General features: G+C 67.7%; 16 protein-coding genes. 12 read left to right on the forward strand and 4 right to left on the reverse strand.

All coding sequences use genetic code 11. The features are described 5' to 3' along the window. Positions 1 to 241: 241 nt before the first annotated feature. Together LCF40_RS06425 and LCF40_RS06430 are read right to left on the reverse strand one after the other, a co-directional pair. Positions 242 to 3,904 (reverse strand): DNA polymerase II large subunit, encoded by a 3,663-nt coding sequence (locus LCF40_RS06425; RefSeq protein WP_224827810.1) that lies wholly within the window; start codon positions 3,902 to 3,904, stop codon positions 242 to 244. Further along, complete coding sequence (locus LCF40_RS06430) at positions 3,904 to 4,323, reverse strand: PPC domain-containing DNA-binding protein (protein ID WP_114576849.1); 420 nt, start codon at positions 4,321 to 4,323, stop codon at positions 3,904 to 3,906. The genes LCF40_RS06425 and LCF40_RS06430 overlap by 1 nt, the downstream gene beginning before the upstream one ends. Before the next feature lie 212 nt (positions 4,324 to 4,535). Here LCF40_RS06430 and LCF40_RS06435 point away from each other — a divergent pair, with 212 nt between their 5' ends. The 7 genes from LCF40_RS06435 (at position 4,536) to LCF40_RS06465 (ending at position 13,309) form a co-directional block, all read left to right on the forward strand. Further along, positions 4,536 to 6,668, forward strand: a complete 2,133-nt coding sequence (locus LCF40_RS06435) for an ABC transporter substrate-binding protein (protein ID WP_224827811.1) — start codon at positions 4,536 to 4,538, stop codon at positions 6,666 to 6,668. A 169-nt stretch (positions 6,669 to 6,837) separates the two neighbouring features. Next, entirely contained in the window at positions 6,838 to 7,911 is a 1,074-nt protein-coding gene (locus tag LCF40_RS06440; protein ID WP_114576850.1) for an ABC transporter permease, read from the forward strand. After that, the gene (locus LCF40_RS06445; RefSeq protein ID WP_224827812.1) at positions 7,908 to 9,626 is read left to right on the forward strand and encodes an ABC transporter permease; all 1,719 of its coding nucleotides are present in this window, start codon (positions 7,908 to 7,910) and stop codon (positions 9,624 to 9,626) included. The genes LCF40_RS06440 and LCF40_RS06445 overlap by 4 nt, the downstream gene beginning before the upstream one ends. Continuing rightward, positions 9,626 to 10,978, forward strand: coding sequence for an ABC transporter ATP-binding protein (locus LCF40_RS06450; RefSeq protein ID WP_224827813.1), 1,353 nt, complete (start codon positions 9,626 to 9,628; stop codon positions 10,976 to 10,978). The genes LCF40_RS06445 and LCF40_RS06450 overlap by 1 nt, the downstream gene beginning before the upstream one ends. Continuing rightward, positions 10,975 to 12,312, forward strand: coding sequence for an ABC transporter ATP-binding protein (locus LCF40_RS06455; protein ID WP_224827814.1), 1,338 nt, complete (start codon positions 10,975 to 10,977; stop codon positions 12,310 to 12,312). The genes LCF40_RS06450 and LCF40_RS06455 overlap by 4 nt, the downstream gene beginning before the upstream one ends. Before the next feature lie 2 nt (positions 12,313 to 12,314). Further along, a complete protein-coding gene (locus LCF40_RS06460) occupies positions 12,315 to 12,749 on the forward strand; it encodes a DUF7555 family protein (protein ID WP_224827815.1) in 435 nt (144 codons plus the stop codon). Positions 12,750 to 12,787: 38 nt separating this feature from the next. After that, positions 12,788 to 13,309, forward strand: coding sequence for a DUF7529 family protein (locus LCF40_RS06465; RefSeq protein ID WP_224827816.1), 522 nt, complete (start codon positions 12,788 to 12,790; stop codon positions 13,307 to 13,309). A gap of 34 nt (positions 13,310 to 13,343) precedes the next feature. On the opposite strand, the gene LCF40_RS06470 is transcribed toward LCF40_RS06465, so the two are convergent. Beyond that, entirely contained in the window at positions 13,344 to 13,520 is a 177-nt protein-coding gene (locus LCF40_RS06470; protein WP_198667872.1) for a DUF7556 family protein, read from the reverse strand. A gap of 95 nt (positions 13,521 to 13,615) precedes the next feature. On the opposite strand from LCF40_RS06470, the gene LCF40_RS06475 reads away from it, so the two are divergent. The 4 genes from LCF40_RS06475 to LCF40_RS06490 all read left to right on the forward strand — a co-directional run bounded on the left by LCF40_RS06475 (position 13,616) and on the right by LCF40_RS06490 (position 17,287). Further along, positions 13,616 to 14,467 (forward strand): CBS domain-containing protein, encoded by an 852-nt coding sequence (locus tag LCF40_RS06475; RefSeq protein WP_224827817.1) that lies wholly within the window; start codon positions 13,616 to 13,618, stop codon positions 14,465 to 14,467. Positions 14,468 to 14,655: 188 nt separating this feature from the next. Continuing rightward, positions 14,656 to 16,404 (forward strand): glycine--tRNA ligase, encoded by a 1,749-nt coding sequence (gene glyS / locus LCF40_RS06480; RefSeq protein ID WP_224827818.1) that lies wholly within the window; start codon positions 14,656 to 14,658, stop codon positions 16,402 to 16,404. A gap of 54 nt (positions 16,405 to 16,458) precedes the next feature. Next, positions 16,459 to 17,034: a dolichol kinase gene (locus LCF40_RS06485; RefSeq protein ID WP_224827819.1), complete on the forward strand. Its 576-nt coding sequence runs from the start codon at positions 16,459 to 16,461 to the stop codon at positions 17,032 to 17,034. A 40-nt stretch (positions 17,035 to 17,074) separates the two neighbouring features. After that, positions 17,075 to 17,287, forward strand: a complete 213-nt coding sequence (locus LCF40_RS06490) for a hypothetical protein (RefSeq protein WP_224827820.1) — start codon at positions 17,075 to 17,077, stop codon at positions 17,285 to 17,287. Here the strand turns inward: LCF40_RS06490 and LCF40_RS06495 are convergent, their stop codons facing one another. Continuing rightward, the gene (locus LCF40_RS06495) at positions 17,288 to 17,758 is read right to left on the reverse strand and encodes a TspO/MBR family protein (RefSeq protein ID WP_224827821.1); all 471 of its coding nucleotides are present in this window, start codon (positions 17,756 to 17,758) and stop codon (positions 17,288 to 17,290) included. Positions 17,759 to 17,882: 124 nt separating this feature from the next. Here LCF40_RS06495 and LCF40_RS06500 point away from each other — a divergent pair, with 124 nt between their 5' ends. Next, positions 17,883 to 20,297 (forward strand): DEAD/DEAH box helicase, encoded by a 2,415-nt coding sequence (locus tag LCF40_RS06500; RefSeq protein ID WP_224827822.1) that lies wholly within the window; start codon positions 17,883 to 17,885, stop codon positions 20,295 to 20,297. Positions 20,298 to 20,300: the final 3 nt, after the last annotated feature.

Below are 20,300 nucleotides of genomic sequence, written 5' to 3' on the forward strand. Positions count from 1 at the left end.
GCTCTCCGCGCGGCTGTCGCGCATCACTTCGGTGTGCGTGTCCATCCCCCGCCCGCGTTCGTACAGTTCGGTCGCCAGCTCGCTGCTCATGGCTGAACTGGGCGGTGCGGGAGAAATCGACTTGGCAGGGCCGCCAGGGCCAGTACGGGCGCTCCTCCTCCTCGTCCAGACGAACCCTCGTGGGGTTGAAGCGCCATGATCGAGTACCCGGCGATCCTCGAGCACTGGTTCCAGGCGAACCTTAGTCGTCTTCTCCGGGACCTGGGCCCATGAAATCCGCAAGGCTCGTGGGCTTATTCTTGTCGTTCTCGAAGACGCTCTCCAAGGACTTCTCTAACACCTCGAGGCGCTGTTTCGTGTACTCCCGGCAGCCGTACTCCTCGGCGACGTCGATCGCGGTCTGCATGTACTTGTTGACCGACCCCTGGTGGACGGTGAGGTTGACCTTCCCGCCACACTCCCGGCAGACCTCGGTCAGGGGCATCCGGCGGAACTTCGCCCCGCAGTCGAGACACCGGGTCTCCTGGCGCGAGAAGGCCCGGAGGTTCCCGATGAGGTCGGGCAGGAAGTGGTACTCGATCACCCGCTCTGCGACGTCGGTCTCGTCGACCGCCCGGAGCTTCCGGGCGAGCTCGAGCTGGGCGTCCATCTTCTCCATCATCGAGCCCAGGGTCTTGTACGCGGAGAGGTCCGGTCCGAGCGCGATGTCGCTCGTGTCGTGGGTGTGGGCGAAGCCGGTGTACTCGCCGTCGGTGCCGACGCTTTCCTCGGCGATTCGCACGTTGACGGATTCGGGGTCGGCCATCTCCCGGGTCGCCTCGTAGAACTCGAGGGGATACTCGCTCACGACGTCCATGTTGTGGGCCTCGTCGTCGATCTCGGCGGGATCGATCCGCGAGGACATGACGAGGGGGGCGTCCATCTTCCCGCCGCGCTGGTCTGGCAAAAAACTCTCACTGAAGTTCAGGAGGCCGTCCATGAGCAACATGACGCAGTCCTCGTCGCCGTCACAGTTCCGGCGCTTGGCCGCGTGAAAGTACGGATGTGCGTAGCCGACGGCGGCGCTCGTAAAGCCGATGACGCGGCCGACGGTCGCCGCGGAGGTGTGGGGGGCCATCCCGAAGACGAGTTCGCCGACGAGATCCTCCCGATCTTCTATCTCGTAGAAGGGCTCGAGCCCGTAGTACTGCGAAAGGAGGTCGTCGACGAAGTCCGCCGTCGCCATTACGTGGTCGGCGGCACCGTCCGAGAGAACGACGTCCTGGACCTTGAGTTCGACCAGTTGGTCCTCGTGAGTCAGGGGGTCGCCGTGGACGTCCTCTTCGTAGCCGAGTGCCTGCAACTGGCCGACATCGACGTCGAGTTCTCGCGCCCGGACCGAGGTCACGGGGAGGTCGGTCATGTCGTAGCGGACGGTGCCGTCCTTGAACGTGCTGACGTCGTGTTTCGCCCGAAGGATCCCCTTCTCCATCGGCTCGGGGACCCGATCCGCCGACATCATTCCCTTCACCCCTTTGAGGATCTCGAATGCGCTCTCGCGTTCGCCGACCGACTCGAGGGCGTCGCGGTACTCGGCGTCGATGTCGATTTCCGTTGCCTCGACACAGGTCGCCTCCCGCTCGCAGCGGTCGCACTCGACCCGGCCGGCCTCGTCGGGCTCGATCCGCCGGTCGCAGTCGGGACAGCGGTAGTCGGCCTCGGTCCGGCTCTCACACTCCGGACACCGGTTCTTGTACGTCTCGGTGTGACATTTGGGACACCGGTTGCGGGCGACGTCCACCTCGACCACTCCCGGCGTGTCGGACATCGTCTCGGCGTGGCTGCCCGCCTTCGCGACGTCGCGCTGGGCGCCGCCGGCCTCCCCGATCGGGAACAGGGTGTGGACCGCCGGGCTGAGGTCCCGGCGCTCGGACTTCTCGGGGCGGCCCATCCTGTTGCCGATCCGGGTCGGGGCCCGCTCTCGCACTGTGAAGGGCGCGACCTCGTCGACGGCCTCGATGGCGTTCTCGCCGCCGTCCCACTCGCGGGCGCGTTCGGAGAGGTCCCCGTGGACCCACATGCGTTCGATCCGCGGCCCGTCGGGGGCGTCCTCGCCGTCCTCACCCGACGGATCGGCGGCGACGCCGCCGTCGCCGATCGCCCGCTCGCTGTCTCCTCCACCAGCCCCGTCCGGTCTGCGAACCACGCAACCGAGCGACTCGACGAACGGCCGCCAGTCGTCGACCGTGATGCGGTCCTCGCGCTGTCGGTGTTCGATCACGACCGTCTCTAAGGCCTCCCGAACTGCCTCGTCCGGTTCGAGCACGAGCCGTTCGCCCGCGCGTTCGAGGCGACCGGCCGAGACCGCGTCGGCGAGCGCGTCGAACCCGTCGACCGGGAGGTCGTGCCACTGGTAGGTGTAGGTGGGATGAAGCGGCGCGTCGTACTCTTTGGCCCACTCGAGGGCGTTCGTGGCGGCCGGGGACTCGAGGTCGATCCCCGGATCGTCCGAGAGCGCCTGGACGTCCGCGCCCGCCGCCTCCATCTCCTGTTCCCACCACTCGACGGCGTAGCCCGCGGGCGCGAGTGGATGGTTGTTCTCGACGAACTCGCCGTAGTTGACGAGGTACTCGCCGGCGTCGATGATCGCCTCGACGCCGTTTTTCACCTCCCGGGCCTCCTCGACGCTATCGATCCGGCGGACGTCGCCGTTGGCGAGGCGAACGGTGGGGCCCTCGATGGAGTCGACGGGAACGACGCCGTGGGCCTTTCCGGGGCGTTCGGTCTTGATCTGGGTTCCCGTCGCGAGGAAGTCGTCGACGATGTGCATCGTCGCTGGGTGGACCCCGCCGGTCGCAAAGCCGTGATTTCGCGCCCGGCCGTACCGGAGGCGAAACCCTCCCTTCGCGCTGGGATGGGCGAAGACCGGCCGGCCGGCGATCAGGTCCCGGAGGAACTTCTCGGAGGGCTCCGCCCGGGGTGGTCCCACCGGTTTCGCCGGTTTCTCGGCGCCGTCCCCGTCGGCACCCTTCCCGTCTCCCGTCTCCTCCTCGTCGGCCTCCGATTCGTCCGTCTCCTCGCCGTCGGCGTAGTTGCCGTCGATCAGGTCCTGGAGCCAGGGCCAGTCGATTTCGTCTAACTCGCGGGTGTAGCGCTGGATCTTGGGGGCCTTCAGCGCGATCCCCTCGGCGAGGACGAGACACATCCCTCCGCGCGCGGAGTTGGTGTTTACCCGTTCTATGTCCCGAAAGCCCGAGACCTCCTCGTCGCCCGTCGCCTCGCCGTCCAGCATGATCGGCAGGTTCTCGGCGATGAACTTCGCCTCCTTGGCCTTGGGGGTGTACTGGAGTCCGGTCTCCGAATCGTAGAGGGCGATCTCCTCGGCGTAGCGTTCGACCTCGTCGCTTCTGGCGACGTACTGATCGACGCCGACGAGCGCGCGGGTGTAGTCGGCGACGAGCACGGAGAGTGCCTGGGCAGTGCCCCCCGCCGACCGGATCGGGCCCGCGTAGTAGACGTTGACGAATTCGGTGCCGTCGTCGTTCGTGAGGAGTTCGACCCGGTCGATCCCCTCGATGGGGGCGGCGACGACGCCCTCGGTGAGCAGGGCGACCGCCGTTCGGACGGCGCCCTCGACCTTTCCAGCCCGGGTCTCGTAGTCGCCGACCCGTCCCTCCGCGAAGTCCTCGGCGAGCGCCAGCGCGGCCTCCTCGCGGCTCATCTCGCCTTCGAGTTCGCGGACGCGTTCGGCGACGCCGTCGATCCCGAGGATGTTCTCGACTCGGTCGGCCATGTCGCGGGCGACGGGGATCTCGACTTCGGGCTCGGGGTCTTCCCCCCGTGATTTCGCCCGGTTTGCGATCTCGAGGGCCTCCTCCAACCCCCCTTCGAGCCGCTCGAAGTAGCGTTCGTCCTCGGGGCCCATCAGAGCCAGAGGTCGAGGTCGGTGGTCTCGTCGTGCGTGCGTTCGAGGGGCTCCTCGAAGACCCGGAGGTGAACCTCGCCGGCGAACACGGTCGCGCTATTCAGGTGGCCAGCCAGCGTCTCGCCGTCGGGTCGCGAGAGGACGGCGTGGGTGTGAGCGAACCGGTCGCCGTCGAGCCACGAGACGTTGCCGACACAGCTTGCGACCTCGAGGGGTTCGTCGAACTCGACGGGTTCGTACTCCTTCGTGTCCTGGTCGTAGAACCAGATCTCGGCGTCGGAGACGGCGCCGAGGGCGGTAAACCAGCCCGCGTCGGCGTCCGCTTCGGCGGCCAGCGACTCGATCTCCCCGCGCCAGTCGGCGCCCGTCTCGAGGCGCGCGACGTACTCCGCGCTCGAGTCGACTTCCCGGTAGTCCATACTCACGCCACGGTGAACGTCGGCAAAAAGTTCGGGGTTCCGGTCGAACCGGTTCGCCCCACCGGCAGCGGGTGTAGACAGGAACGCCTCGCGTTCCGGCGCCGCTGTCAACCAATTTTGCACATAATTGGACGATAAGGGCCAGTAGTGGCTGTTTTCTGTGCGGGACGGGGAACGGAACGTTTAACAGATTGGTGACCAAGGACAGACCTATGTCGCGGAAATCGACAATGGATCGGCGACGATTCCTCGAGGCAGCCGGCGGAACCGCAACCGCACTCGCGCTCGCGGGTTGTATGGGCGACGACGGTGGCAATGGTAACGGCAACGGGAATGGCAACGGAAACGGCAACGGGAACGGAAACGGCAACGGTAACGGGAACGGCAATGGTAACGGCAACGGCAACGGCGAGGCCGACAACGAGACGGACGGCAACGAAACCGAGGGCAACGAGTCCGAAGGGGGCGACGGGGAGGACGTAAGCAACGTCCAGAAGGCCCAGAACGCCTGGAACCGCGTCGAGCAGAACCCCAGCCCCGACGCCGAGGACGTCCGCAACGAGGCCTACGTCGCAATGGAGGAGGCCGTCAGGGACGACATGGTCCTGATGCCGCTGTACCACGGACTGAGCGAGCGGTTCTGGTACGACTGGGTCGACATCGAGCCGATGGGCCCGCTGGGGGGCCACCATCAGGTGTACAACACCGCCGAGGTCGATACGAGCAACGAGAACAAAGACGAGAACGTTCTGCGGCTCATCAGCGGGACCGTCTCCACGCTCGATCCCATCGAGTCGACCGACACCGAATCGGCGTCGAAGATCGGGCAGGTCTACGAGGGGCTGACGACCTACCCCGCGGGCGTCACGGAGATGGAGAACCAGCTTCTAGAGAGCGTCGAGCTCTCCGACGACGAGACGACCTACACGTTCACGATCACGGAGGGCGTCGAGTTCCACGACGGGACGGAGCTGACCGCCCAGGACTTCGTCTACTCCTGGCGCCGGCTCGTCGAGTCGCCGAACAGCCAGCGGGCGAGTTTCGCCCTCAGTCCGAGCACCGGAGTCGGCATGGAACACGAGACCAGCGAGGACGAGGGCACCGGGCCGGCGAACGTCGTCCCCGAGTCCCTCGGTGTCGAGGCCGTCGACGACTACACCATCGAGATGTCCATCGTCGGGCCGAACCCGTCGACCATGGACGTCCTCACCTACGACTCGTTCTCGGCCGTCCGGCAGGGCTACGTCGGCGACATTCCGGGCGTCGACGGCGAGGTCGACCAGGAGACGTTCGCCACCGAGGACATGAACGGCACCGGGCCCTTCACGTTCGAGGAGTGGGTGCCCGAGGACGTCGTGAGCGTCACCAGCTTCGACAACTACCACGGCGAGGCGGCCAGCGTCGACGGCGTCGAGTGGCAGGTCATCGAGGACGCCGAGGCCATCTGGACGGTCGCCAACGAACGAAACGTCGACGTCTTCGGCATTCCGACGCCGTACTACGAGGAGGGGAACATCGAGGCCGAGGAGGACGACCAGGGACGACAGGTCGGAACCTACAGCTCCATCGAGAACGGCGACACGGTCAACTACGTCGGCGTCTCGGACATCTCGACGTACTACTTCGCGTTCAACGTCGCCCAGACCGAACTCGCTCCCCGACAGGCGATCGCGTACATCACCAACCACGAGTCGATCGTCCAGGAGGTCTTCGCCGGGCGCGGGACCGAGGCGTTCAGCTTCACCCCGCCCGCGCTGTGGCCCGAGGACGTCGTCGCCTACGATCAGTGGGTCGAGGACTGGCAGTACGGCGCCAACCAAACCGACCGTGAGTCGGCGACCCAGGTCCTAGAGGAGGCCGGCTACACCGAGGACGATCCGTACTCGATCACGCTGACGACCTACGAGGACCCGACGTTCCAGGACGCCGCACGCCTCATCCGCGACCAGGCCTCCGGGACAGGCCTTGAGTTCGAGATCGAACAGGCCCAGTTCTCGACGCTCATCAGCCGCGGCGAGGAGGGGAACCTCCAGATGTACTCGCTGGGCTGGATCTGGAGCTGGACCTCCATCGCGTACGGCATGTTCGGCTTCGAGCCGGCCAACACCGACACCAGTCGCATGCCCGGCGAGGCCAACGGCTACTACCTCGACTGGCAGGCGGCCGCGGAGGGCGAACTCGAGACCGGCGGCAACGGCGGTGCCGGAAACGAGACCGGTGGGAACGAGACCGGCGGAAACGAGACGAACGAGACCGGTGGCAACGAAAGCGACGGCATGGACGCCGGTAACGAGACGAACGAAACCGGCGGCAACGAGACCGGCGGCAACCAAAGCGACGAGTAACCCCGTTCCCCGGTTCTCGCGAACTGACGGCGGTGTCGGTCCTCGACCCGACGAATCGTCGGTTCGATTCCTGTGACCCGCTCGCGAGAAACCGAGGCAAATATACCCTTCCATCGTAACCAACTACTATGATGAACACGGCGACCGTTTTCCAGGCAGGTGGGCCGCTGTGAGCCGCTGGCGGTACTTCTTCAAGCGGCTCGTGCTCATGGTACCGGTGCTCTTTCTGGTGATGACGCTCATCTTCGTCGCGCTCCGAATGGGTCCGCTGGACCCGGTCGCGGCTATCCTCGGCCCCGAGGGGACCGGCGGGGACGCCCAGGCGATCCGGGAGAGTCTCGGGCTCGACCAGCCCCTCTGGCAGCAGTACGTCGAGTTCATCATCGGCCTGCTGACGTTCAACTTCGGCCAGTCGTGGGTCATCCAGCCCGGCCGGACCGTCACGGAACTCGTCGGGATCTACGGCCCGCGGACGCTGTGGCTCGGCTTCTGGTCGATCCTCCTCCCGCTTTTCGTCGGGATCCCGCTTGGCTTCTACGCCGGGCTCAATCCCAACAGCTGGGGTGACTACGTCGCTTCGTTCGGCGGGATCGTCTGGCTCGCGATGCCGAACTTCTGGCTCGCGATCATGCTCCTCGCCGTCCTTCGCCAGACCGCCGGCGGCGCCGGCCCGCTGGGCTTCGACTGGTACACGTTCGGGCCGAACGTCGAGAGCCTCATCGGCACGCCGCCGCTTGATTTCCTGGGCACTACCTGGGGTTCGCTGGGGCCGCTCCCGATCCCCACCGGGTTCGACCCCGATCTCGGCGAGCTGCTGGTCGCGATCAAGGTGATCCTCCCGCCGGCGCTCGTCCTCGGATCGGCCTCGATGGCCGCGGAGCTCCGGATCGGCCGGACCGCCTTCCTCGAGACGATCAACTCGAACTACGTCGAGACCGCACGGGCCAAGGGGCTGTCGGGGCGGGTCATCGTCTGGAAACACGTCTTCCGGAACGCCCTGATCCCGCTGGTGCCGATCATCACGAACGAGGCGATCCTGCTCATCGGCGGCTCGGTCATCGTTGAAACCATCTTCGGGATCAACGGGCTCGGGGCGCTGTTCTTCAACGCGGCCGTCCAGGCCGACCTTCCGCTCGCCGGAGCGCTGATCTTCATTTTCACGATCATCACCATCGGGCTCAACATCGTCCAGGACCTGCTGTACACGATCCTTGACCCGCGCGTGGGGTACGACCAACAATGAGTTACGACTACGACGACGACCGAACGCTTCGCGAACGAATCGAGGCGAACCCGCGGCCGGCACTCGTCTGGCTCGCCGGGCTCGCCGTCTTGCTCGCGCTCGAGCTCGGGCGGGTCGCGCGCGCGATCGTCTACATCGGCTCCCTGACCCGCGGGTTTCTCGGCGGCGCCGCCGGCGTTCCCGGCACGGTCGCCGACAACGTCGCGGGCTCGCTCGGCGGCGCCGCTGGCATCGTCGGGGCCGCGATCACGGCGCTCCTCTTGCTTGCCGTCGCCGCCGTCCTGATCAAGTGGCTGTTCGTCCCCGTCTCGCTGGTCAACCGGCTCGGGCTCGACACCGGCGAGGGCAGGGACGAGATCATCGAGCGGGGGCTGATCACGGTCGCCCTCGCCGTCGTCGCGGCGCTCGTGGTCTTCACGCCCGTCGGCGCCGCCCTCGAGGCCGCGATCGGCTGGCTTACCGACGCCCTCGAGTCCGCGGGGACGATCCAGACGCTGACCCAGCGGGACACGATCCCGAACCAGGGGTATCGAACGCCGGGGGGCGGCTGGGAGGGAACGTTCCTCGGGCTCTCGCCGGCGGTGGCGTGGGCGATCCGCGTGTTCGTCATCTACGCCTACTCGTTCGTCGTCGCGGCCTGGCTCTGGAAGGGGTACGAGGTCTTCCGGGAGCACTACCGGGAGGCCGACTGGACGCCGCGAGACGACAGCATCAACCGGTTTCGGACCCACTACTGGGGGATCTTCGGGCTGGCGATGGTGTTCGCGTTCGTCGTGATGGCGATCTTTGCGCCCTCGCTGGGCCCGGTTACGGCGGAGGCGAACCTCTACTCGCCGTACGAATACGAGTTCCAGTATCTGGAGGGCGGCGAACTCCAGACGGTGACCCAGGGTGACGCGAACCTCGCGAGTCGCTCCCAGGGCGGCTCGGACAACGTCGGTCCCCTGAGCTACGACCAATACGACCGCTGGCATCCGGCCGGCACCAACCAGGACGGGAAGGACCTCTTTACCTTCCTGATGTACGGTGCCAGGACGTCGCTGGTGATCGGGCTCACGTCGATCGGACTGGCGACCGCGATCGCGTCCGCGCTTTCGATGATCACGGCCTACTACAAGGGACTGGTCGACGTGCTGACTGTCGTCGCGAGCGACACGATCATCTCGATCCCCGCGTTCCTATTGATCCTATTGTTGAACGTGCTGTTCGCGGAGGCGGATCACCCGATCATGGACATCTACAACGGCGGGTTCCTGCTCGCCCTGATCCTCGCAGGGGTGTACTGGCCGGGGCTGTGGCGGTCGATACGCGGGCCCTCCCTGCAAGTCGCCTCCGAGGAGTGGGTCGACGCGGCCAAGAGCTACGGCCAGAGCCCCGGAATGACGATGCGCAAACACATGAGTCCGTACATCCTGACATACATCATGATCTACGCCTCGTTGATGCTCGGTGCGGTCATCATCGTGACCGCCGCCCTCTCCTTCCTCGGGCTGGGGATCAGCCCCCCGACCCCCGAGTGGGGACGAGCGGTCAGTGAGGGGCGGCAGTACATCTCGGGGTCGTCGTGGCACATCTCGACGATCCCCGGCATCATGATCGTCTTCGTCGTCACCGGCTTCAACGCCCTGGGTGATGGCATCCGCGACGCGATCGACCCCGAGAGCGAGGCCGGAGACGCCAGTGCCGACGCGGCCGCCACGGGGGGTGGTGCCTGATGGCCGTCGAGCAGACCGCCGAGCGGACGGGAACCCGCGAAGAGCCGATCGTCACCGTCCGAAACCTCCAGACCGCCTTCTTCACCGACAAGGAGGTGATCCGGGCGGTCGACGGCGTGAACTTCGAGATCGTTCCCGGCGAGACCGTCGGCATCGTCGGCGAGTCGGGCTCCGGAAAGAGCGTCACGGCCCGCTCGATCATGGGGTTAGTCGACTCGCCGGGCCGGATCCTCGAGGGAAGCAGCGTTCGCTTCCACCACACCGACACCGTCCGGGAGTTCGCCGACCGGTTCCCCGGACGGACCGTCGACCTCGCGGCCGTCGCCGAGGGACGCGACCCGGAAGCGTTATTCGCCCACGACGCCGTCGGCGCGACGCCCTCCGCGTTCGGCTACGACGACGCGAGCGAGGCGTCCGTCGCGGACTTCGTCGCCGCCGGCTACGGCGAGGCCCTCGGGATCGACCCCGAGGACTGCGTGTTCATCACGGAGGGGACGGTCGACGACCCCCTGGACGGGTTCGTCGAGATCACCCGCCTCTCGGGGGAGTCCCAGCGCGCAATGCGCGGCGGCCGGATCGCAATGGTGTTCCAGGATCCCCTGACGAGTCTCAACCCGGTTTACACCGTCGGCAACCAGATCGAGGAGGCTCTCGAACTCCACCGGGACCTCTCGGGCCGGGAGGCGACCCGCGAGGCCATCGACCTGCTCGAGGCCGTCGGGATCCCTGACGCCCGCCGGCGGGTCAACGAGTACCCCCACCAGTTCTCGGGCGGGATGCGCCAGCGGGCCGTGATCGCGATGGCCCTCGCTTGCGATCCCGAGGTCCTGATCTGTGACGAGCCGACGACCGCCCTCGACGTGACGATCCAGGCCCAGATCCTCGAACTGCTGGCCGACCTCCAGACCGACCGCGACCTCGGAATCATGTTCATCACCCACGACATGGGCGTCATCGCCGACGTCTCCGACCGCGTCAACGTCATGTACGCCGGCGAGGTCGTCGAATCCGCCGCCGTCGAACCGCTCTTTGCCCAGCCGCGCCACCCCTACACGCGCGGGCTCCTCGAGTCGATCCCGGGCCGCCAGGAGGGCGGCCGGCTCCAGACCATCGAGGGGACGGTGCCGACGCCCAACGAGCCGGCGACCTACTGTCGCTTCGCGCCACGCTGTCCCGAACGCTTCGAGCCCTGCGATGAGGTCCACCCGGTCTCGGTGCCGGTCAACGACGAGGACGGGGACCACACCGCCGCCTGCCTGCTCTACCCCGAGGACGAGCCGCGCGAGGCGGCGGTTTCGAGCCACGAGGCCCGCGACGATTCGGTCCGCGAACAAGGGGGTGAGCGGCGATGAGCCAGGAACCCGTCGAGACGACGTTCACCGAGCCCGGCGCGGACGAGGACGTGATGGTCGAGGTCCGGGACCTCCGGACCTACTACGGCGGCGACAGCATGTTCGGTGGACCGCCGGTGAAGGCCGTCGACGGCGTCAGCTTCGACATCAAGCGCGGGGAGACCCTCGGACTGGTCGGTGAGTCGGGCTGTGGGAAGACGACGCTCGGGCGGACGCTCGTCCAGCTCGAGTCGGCGACCGGCGGCGAGGTGTTGTTCGACGGGACCGACGTCACGGAGCTGTCGGGCAAGCAGCTCAAACAGTGGCGCCGGAACAGCCAGATCGTCTTCCAGGACCCCGACTCGAGTCTCAACGACCGGATGACCGTCGGCGAGATCGTCCGGGAACCCCTCGACGTCCACGACGTCGGGACGCCCCGCGAGCGCCGCCAGCAGGTCCGGGAACTGCTCGACACCGTCGGGCTCCAGCGCGAACACTACTACCGCTACCCCCACCAGTTCTCCGGGGGGCAACGCCAGCGCATCGGCATCGCCCGGACGCTCACCTTAGAACCCGACTTCATCGTGCTCGATGAACCCGTAAGCGCCCTCGACGTGAGCGTCCAGGCGGAGGTCATCAACCTCCTGGAGGACCTCCAGGAGGAGTTCGGCCTCACCTACCTCTTCATCGCCCACGACCTCTCGGTCGTGCGCCACATCTGCGACCGGGTCGCGGTGATGTACCTGGGCAATATTATGGAGTTGGGCCCGACCGAGGAGCTGTTCGCCGACCCCGCGAACCCCTACACCCACTCGCTGCTGTCAGCGATCCCCGAACCGGATCCCACGAGCGACAGCGACCGGATCACGCTGTACGGGACGCCGCCGAACCCCCGCCATCCCCCCTCTGGCTGTCCCTTCAGCACCCGGTGTCCCGTCCGGATCCGTCCCGACGAGTTCGCCCATCTCGACGACGAACTCTGGACGGCGATCAACACGCTCCGGGAGGTGCTCCGCGAGCGCGAACGGGCCGACCGCACGACCACCGACCGGATCCGCGAGTTGCTCGGCCGCGAGAGCCGCTTCGGGACGATCGACGGGATCTACGAGGAGGTGTTCGGGGACGTCACGGTCCCGCCGGAGGTCGAGGAGCCCCTGGACGAGGCCGCCGACCACGTCCGGGCGGGTGACGAGGCGAGCGCCCTCGAGGTCCTCTTCGAGGCGTTCGGGGCCGTCTGTGAGGCCGAGGCGCCCGACTACTACACGGTCGGCGACACCGATCGAGAGAGCTTCTGTCACCGCCACGGCGACGAGTATCGCTCGCCCGCCGAGGTTTTAGACGAGCGCCACGGCTGACGATGCCGACGGGAGCCGACGAGTGGACGCGGCGGCTCCGCGTCGCGGCGGTGGTCTGGATCGACGCCGTCGGCTACGCGGTGGTCGTGGCGGCGGTCTCGGTCGCCGCCGCCCTCGCCGCCGCCGTCGTCTCGGGTGGCGGCCTCGTCCGCGGGAAGGCGCTGCTCTTCGTCGTCGGCTTCGTCCTGATGGGGTACGCGACGATCCGGCTGTGGCCGACCTCGCCCGAGGACGTAGAGCGCGGGGTCGCCGACTCGATCCCGTCGCCGGGCGAGCGGACGCGGTTCCAGTCGCTGGTGCGGGCGTTGCCGCCGCTGCGATGGCTGCCCTCGCCGCCGCCCGGAAGCCAGCTCAGTCCCGCGGGGAAGCTCTTCCTCGGAAGCCTGCTGGTTCTGCTGGCCTCCTACCTGATGGAGACCGTTTTCGGCGTCGTCTGACTCGAAAGGTCTAACCGGCTCGTGGTCCGAATGCGGGTATGAGCCAGCCCCCCGACGACGCGCGGATCCGCGAGCGCTCGGGCGCGGTCAACGAGGCCTGGGAGCGGACCATCGAGGAGACCGAACTGATCGCCGACGAGCGCCGCGAGCAGGGGTGGGAGGCGGTCACGATTCCGACCGTCCACACCTCGCCGACCGGCGAGCCCAGAGAGGCAGAGGATCAGCCCGGACTGGTCCACGTCGTCCCCGACAACCACGCCGAGGCGTTCACGGACGTCTTTGAGGCCGGCGAGTTCCCGGAGTTCGAGGTCTACCGCAACGAGGTCGAGGGAAACGTCTTCGTGGTCACCGAACTCGTCGACCCCGAGACGAAGACGGTCGTCCTGATCCGTGGCCGGTACGACTTCTCGCTCGCGGAGGGAATGATCTCGGCGGCGATGGAAACGGAAGCCATCTACACCCACGTCAAGACGATCGACGGCACCCTTCTCGGCTCGATCCGCCACGAACTCCTCACCCCGTTCGTTCCGGGCCTAGAGCACGACGGCGACGAGAGCTAGCCGGTCCCGTCCCCGAAAAACCGCCTGCCGGGAGCTACCGCCACCGCAGCAGCGTCGGCGCCTCCGCGGCGGGCATCGAGAGCCAGGCGCCGTCGGCGGAGATGTCGGCGATGACGAACGTCTCCTCGGCTGCGGCGGTGTCGATCGAACCGACGACGGTGTCGTCTTCTCCCGCGTCGCCGCCGGGCCGGACACCAGTATCCGGTGGCATGTGTGTCCACTTATCATACCGACGTATAAACGCGTCGGAACGGTTCGAGCGCTGAAACATGGGGTTTATACTCGGTTTGGCCCTACGGAGGGGACATGAACGTGGCCGACGCGATGACGCCCCGCGAGGAGGTCGTGACCGCCGAGCTGCCGGGCACCCGGACGGACGTCCTCGAGTACCTCCAGGAGCGGGCGTTCTCCTCGGTTCCCGTCGTCAAGGAGACCGACGACGGCACCGAGTACCGGGGACTGATCTCGCGTGACGCCCTGATCGAACAGCCCGACGAGGACCAGCTCGTCATGCTGATGGACGACGTGCCGACGACGACCAGAGACGCCAGCCTGGTGGAGGTCGCCGAGTTGATGGTCGGGGAGGTCGCTCGGCGGGTTCCCGTCGTCGACGGCGACTTCGAGGGAATCGTTACCGTCACCGACGTCGTCCACGCAATCGCGGCGGGCGACCAGCCCGTCGAGGCGGTCGTCGGCGACTACGCGACCGAGGACGTAAACACCACCTACGAGGGCGCGCCGCTGCCGGTCGCCGAACGCGAACTCTCCTACGCGAACGTCCCCTACACCATCGCGCTCGGCGACGACGGCCGGATGCGCGGCCTCCTCACCGAAGTGGACGTCCTCGACGTCGCTCGGATCGTCGAAGGGGAAGAGGAGACGGGGGACAACTTTCCCGACCAGGACTCCGAGTGGTCATGGGAGGGGATCAAGGCCGTCGGAAGCCGCTACTTGCCGACCCGAAACGTCGAGATCCCCGCCGAGCCCGTCTCGAGTTTCATGACCGACGACGTCGTCACGGTCTCGGCCCGCAAGTCCGTCCAGGAGGCTGCCCAGCTCATGATCAGCAACGACATCGAGCAGATCCCGATGGTCAGCGGCGACCAGCTCGTCGGCATCGTCCGTGACGTCGACCTGCTTCGGGCGCTGCGGGACTGACTCGCCAACGGGCGCGAGACGCCGACGACTGTCGGGGCGTCGACGGGCGCGGCGCCGTGTGGACCGTTGGCTCCCCCTCGAAACTGATTTTTGTGCGGGGGGCCGACGGGAGGACACGATGACAGTAGCGCCCGACTCGCGGCCTCGAACGCCGCGAGCGACCCACCGCCAGCGGCCGTCACCGAACCATGTCTGAGGACACCGGCGAGAAGGTAGTCGAGCTCGCCAAGCGACGGGGGTACTTCTTCCGGTCCTCGTCGGCCTACGGCGGCGTCGGCGGCTTCTACACGTTCGGCCCCCAGGGCGCTGCCCTGAAGGGCAACGTCGAGGAGGCCTGGCGCGACCGGTTCGCCGTCGGCGAGGGCCACATGGAGATCGACGCGCCGACGATCATGCCCGAGCCGGTCTTCGAGGCCTCGGGTCACCTCGACACGTTCGACGACATGTTGGTGGAGTGTCCCGACTGCGGCGAGAGCAGCCGGGCCGACCACGTCGTCGAGGACAACACGGAGTACGAGGACGCCGAAAGCCTCCCAATCCCCGAGGTCGAGGAAATCGTCGCCGAGTACGAGCTCTCCTGTCCGGAGTGTGGCGCACCCCTCGCGGGCGCCGCCATCGAGGAGTTCAACCTCATGTTCGAGACGCAGGTCGGCCCCGGCGACGGCCAGCCGGGCTACCTCCGGCCGGAGACCGCCCAGGGCATCTTCGTCGAGTTCCCCCGGCTGAAGGAGTACGCCCGCGGCCAGCTTCCGTTCGGCGTCACCCAGGTCGGCCGGGCGTACAGAAACGAGATCAGCCCCCGCCGGTCGATCATCCGGACCCGGGAGTTCACCCAGGCCGAACTCGAGCTGTTCGTCGATCCAGAGGGCGACGGCCCGGACCTCTCGGCGGTCGAGGACGTCCCGGTCCGGCTGTATCCCGCGAGCGAGCAACAGGCCGACGAGGGCGACGAGGTCGAGACGACCGTGGGCGAGGCGGTCGCCGACGGCACGATCGCCGACCCCTGGGTCGCGTACTTCCTCGGGGTCGCTCGCGAGTGGTACGAGTCGGTGGGCGTCGACATGGATCGCTTTCGCTTCCGCCAGCACCTCGCGGGCGAGCGCGCCCACTACGCCGCCGACTGCTGGGACGCCGAGGGCGAGGTGGGAGGCAACTGGATCGAACTCGCGGGCTTCGCCCACCGGGGCGACTACGACCTCTCGAAACACCAGGCCCACAGCGACGAGCGCTTCACGGTCTTCCGGCAGTACGACGAGCCAAAGACCGTCGAGCGCGCCGAGGTCGACCCCGACATGAGCTATCTCGGTCCCGAGTTCGGCGGCGACGCGGGGGACGTCGTCTCTGGCCTGGAGGAGCTGGCCGAGCGGGACCGGGCCGCTTTCGAGGATGAGACCGTCACCGTGGAGGTCGACGGCGAGAGCCACGAGATCCCCGTCGAGAAAACCGGCTTCGCCGTCGAGGAGCGCACCGAATCGGGCGAACACGTCGTCCCGCACGTGATCGAACCCTCCTTCGGCGTCGACCGACTCGTCTACACGATCCTAGAGCACGCATATCGCGAGGACGAGGTCGACAGCGAGGAACGGACCTACCTCGAAGTCGACCCCGAGGTCGCGCCCACCTTCGTCGGCGTTTTCCCCCTCCAGAGCGACGCCGAACTCGAGAGCGAGGCCGAGGGGATCGCGGCGTCCCTGCGGGCGGAGGGTCTGTCGGTGACTTACGACGACTCGGGCGCGATCGGGCGCCGGTACCGCCGCCAGGACGAGGTCGGCACACCCTTTTGTGTCACCGTCGACTACGAGAGCCGGGAGGACGGCGCAGTAACGCTCCGGGAGCGCGACTCCACCGACCAGGTCCGGCTCCCGATCGACGACCTCCCGGGGACGCTGTCGGCGCTGCGGGAGGGCGACCTCGAATTTGGGGAGCTTTCGGGCTGACCGCCCGACCGCGGTACCGACGAACTGATTACCCGGGCCGTAGAGGGGCGAGCCGTGGCTGACGAACTCAAACGCCGACTGGTCCACGCCAGCGGCTCCGGGCTGGTCGCGCTCTACTTGCTGGCCCGCTTTCTGGACCTCCCGTTGACGTGGCCCCGATTCCGGCTCCTGATGGCTGTCCTTGCGGCCGGCGCGCTCGTCCTCGAATTCTTCAGGCTGTACGTCGGTCTCGACTGGCGGATCTACGACGTCCTCACCCGCGACTACGAGCGGGACAACCCCGCCGGCTACGCCCTCTACCTGATAAGCATGGCCGCGGTCGTCCTCGTCTTCGAACCCGAGATCGCCCTCCCCGCAATGCTCATGCTCGCGATCGGCGATCCGGTCAGCGGCGCGGTTTCGGCGGACCGCTTGGAGCGGGTCAAGCCCCCGAAAGTGCTCCTGGCGATGTTTTCGGTCTGTACGCTGCTCGCCGTTCCCTTCCTGCCGACGACGGCGGCGCTCGCGGCGGCCGCCGGCGCGACGGTCGCCGACGGGGTGACGCTGCGGATCGCCACCTACGTCGTCGACGACAATCTGACGATCCCGCCGTACGCGGCGATCGCGGCCTGGCTCGCGCTCGCGGCCTGAACCGGGAACGCTTTTCGGCCCCGCGCCCCCACGACCGGTCATGCCGACCGTCTCGGGCCACGAGATCGACGGACCGACGGCGTGGCGGATCGCCGTCCTCGCCGTCGTCGTCTGCGGGTTCGTCCTCGCGTACCTCTCGACCGGACGCATCGCGGTGTCGATCGTCCTCGGATTCCTCGCCGCGATCGGTATCGCCGTCGCCGTCGCGGCCGTCTCCTCGCTTTCCCGGGCGATCCAGCGCGGGCTCCGGTGATCAGTTCAGCCGCCAGAGCTCGAAGTTCAGGACCGTCGCGAACGTGATCCAGGCGAGGTAGGGGACGAGCAGCGCGGCCGCACGTCGATCGACCCGGGCGAAGGCGGCGATCGTCGCGACGACCAGGACCCAGAGCGCGACGATGATCCCGAGGGCGACCCCCTGCGCCTGCAGCGAGAAGAAGGCGGGCGTCCAGGCGACGTTGACGAGCATCTGGAGCGCGAACAGGGAGAGCGCGAGACGGCGGCCGTCGCCCGTCCGCTCCCAGACGAGCCAGAGGGCGATCCCGAGCAGCGTAAAGAGAACCGTCCAGACGACGGGAAAGGCGATCTCGGGCGGGTAGATGGCGGGCTTTTCCAGACTCTCGAACCAGGGGGTGTCGGGCGAGGAGACGAGGCTCGGGGCGGCACCGACGGCGTTTACCGCCAGGACGGCCGCGACGAGCCGACCGGCGCTCCGGGCGGAGGCCATGCCGGAAGTAGGCGACGACCGGGCAAAGGACTGCCGACGGACACCGGCGGGGTCCTCCGTGGAGCGCGTTCACTTCCGCTCCGGTCCGGGAACGCTTAACCTCGCGGGGCCCGAAATCGGCCCGATGGCAGCGACCGAGGAGGAGCCGCCGACGATCGACCACCCGCTGCTCGCGCCGGGGGTCTTGGAGCGCCGGCTCTACCAGCTCCGGCTCGCGGGGACCGCGTGCGAGGACGACACCCTCGTCTGTCTCCCGACGGGGCTGGGGAAGACGACGGTGAGCCTGCTCGTGACCGCCCGCCGGCTGGAGGAGGTCGGCGGAACCGCCCTCCTGCTCGCGCCGACGAAACCGCTCGTGACCCAACACGCCGAGTTCTATCGGGAGGCCCTCGAGGTGCCCGACGAGGAGATCGTCGTCTTCACCGGCGAGGTCAGTCCCGACGACCGGGCGGAGCTGTGGGCCGAGGCGACCGTCGTGATGGCGACCCCGCAGGTCATCGAGAACGACCTCGTCGGGAGCAGAATCTCCCTCTCCGACGTCACTCATATCACGTTCGACGAGTGCCACCGCGCGACCGGCGACTACGCCTACAACTACATCGCCGAGCGCTACCACGCCGACGCCGACGACCCCCTCGCAACCGGCATGAGCGCCTCGCCGGGCGACGACGAGGAGGCCATCCTCGAGGTCTGTGAGAACCTCGGCCTCCGGGAGGTCGAGGTGATGACCGAGGAGGACGCCGACGTCTCGGAGTTCACCCACGACACCGACGTCGAGTGGGAGCGCATCGAGCTTCCAGACGAAGTCCTCGCGATCCGGGACGCCCTGAACGAGGTCATCACCGACAGGCTGGAGAAACTGAAGGAACTCGGGGTCGCCCGCTCGACCCAGCCCGACCAGTCCCAGAAGGATCTCAACCGGATGCGCGCCGAACTCCAGAAGCTGATCAACAACGACCAGTCGGAGGGCTACCAGGGGATGTCCGTCCACGCCGAGGTGATGAAGCTCCGCCAGGCCGTGACGCTGGTCGAGACCCAGAGCGTCGAGGCCCTCAGGAGATACTTCGAACGCCAGCGAAACCAGGCGAAGACCTCGGGGGCCTCGAAGGCGAGCCAGCGCCTCGTCAGCGATCCCAAAGTTCGGGAGGCGATGCGCAAAGCCGAGAGCTTCGACGAACTCCACCCCAAGTACCGCAAGACGCGGATGCTGCTGGCCGAGACTCTCGGTCTGGAGGGCGGCGACCGCGTCATCGTCTTCACCGAGTCCCGGGACACGGCGGAGGCACTGACCGAGTTTCTGAACACCAGCTTCGACGCCCGGCGATTCGTCGGCCAGGGCGACCGCGAAGGGTCGGATGGAATGACCCAGATCCAACAACAGGAGACCCTGGACGCCTTCCGCGCGGGGGAGTTCGAGGTGCTGGTCTCGACGTCCGTCGCAGAGGAGGGCCTCGACGTCCCCGACGTCGATCTCGTCCTCTTCTACGAGCCGGTGCCGACCGCGATCCGCTCCATTCAACGGAAGGGGCGGACGGGCCGCCAGTCGGAGGGCCGGGTCGTCGTCCTGATGGCTGAGGACACCCGCGACGAGGCCTACTTCTGGATCTCGCGGCGACGCGAAAAGGAGATGGAGTCGGAGCTGCGCGAGCTAAAGGGGATGGCGAGCGAGCTCGAAGCGGAGTTGGACGACGCCCAGCAGTCGCTGTCGGCGTTCGACGCGGAGGCGTCGGCGGGAGGCGGCGACGGGGGGAGCGAGGGCAGCGACGGCGGCGGAGCCGAGCGCGCCGACGGTCCGGAGGGCCAGCCCGGCCTCCAGGCGTTCGCTCCCGACGACGATCCGGACGAGGAGCCGGTCGAGCCGGCGGAGACGACGGTCCCCGAGGGCGAGGGAATCGAGGTCGTCGCCGACAGCCGGGAGATGGATGCGAACATCGCCCGCGAACTCTCGAAACGCGAGGGGATCGAGGTCCGCCTCGAGACTCTCGAAGTAGGGGACTACGTCCTCTCGGATCGCGCGGTCGTCGAGCGCAAATCGACGGCGGACTTCGTCGATTCGCTCGTCGGCGGCGACCGGTCGGTGTTCGAGCAGGTCGGCGCGATGGCCAGGGGCTACGGCCGGCCCATCGTCGTCGTCGAGGGCGAGGGGCTGTACGAACAACGCGATATCCACCCGAACGCGGTTCGGGGTGCGCTCTCCTCGCTCGCGGTCGATTTCGGGGCGAGCGTCCTGCGAACGGAGGACGAAGCCGATACGACCGAACTGCTCGCGGTGATCGCTGGGCGCGAACAGGACGCGAGCGACCGGGAGGTCTCCGTCCACGGCGAGAAGGGCGCGAAGACGCTCGGCGAACAACAGGAGTACGTCGTGAGTTCGATCGCCGAGATCGGCCCCGTCACCGCCCGCGCGTTGCTCTCGGAGCTGGGCAGCGTCGAGGCCGTGATGGACGCCAGCGAGGCGGAGCTACGGGACGTCGAGGGCGTCGGCGAGGTCACCGCCGAGCGGATCCGCGAGGTCGTCGGCAGCGAGTACGCCGGGTGAGTT

This window comes from Saliphagus infecundisoli (assembly GCF_020177375.1).
GTDB classification, from domain to species: Archaea; Halobacteriota; Halobacteria; order Halobacteriales; family Natrialbaceae; genus Saliphagus; species Saliphagus infecundisoli.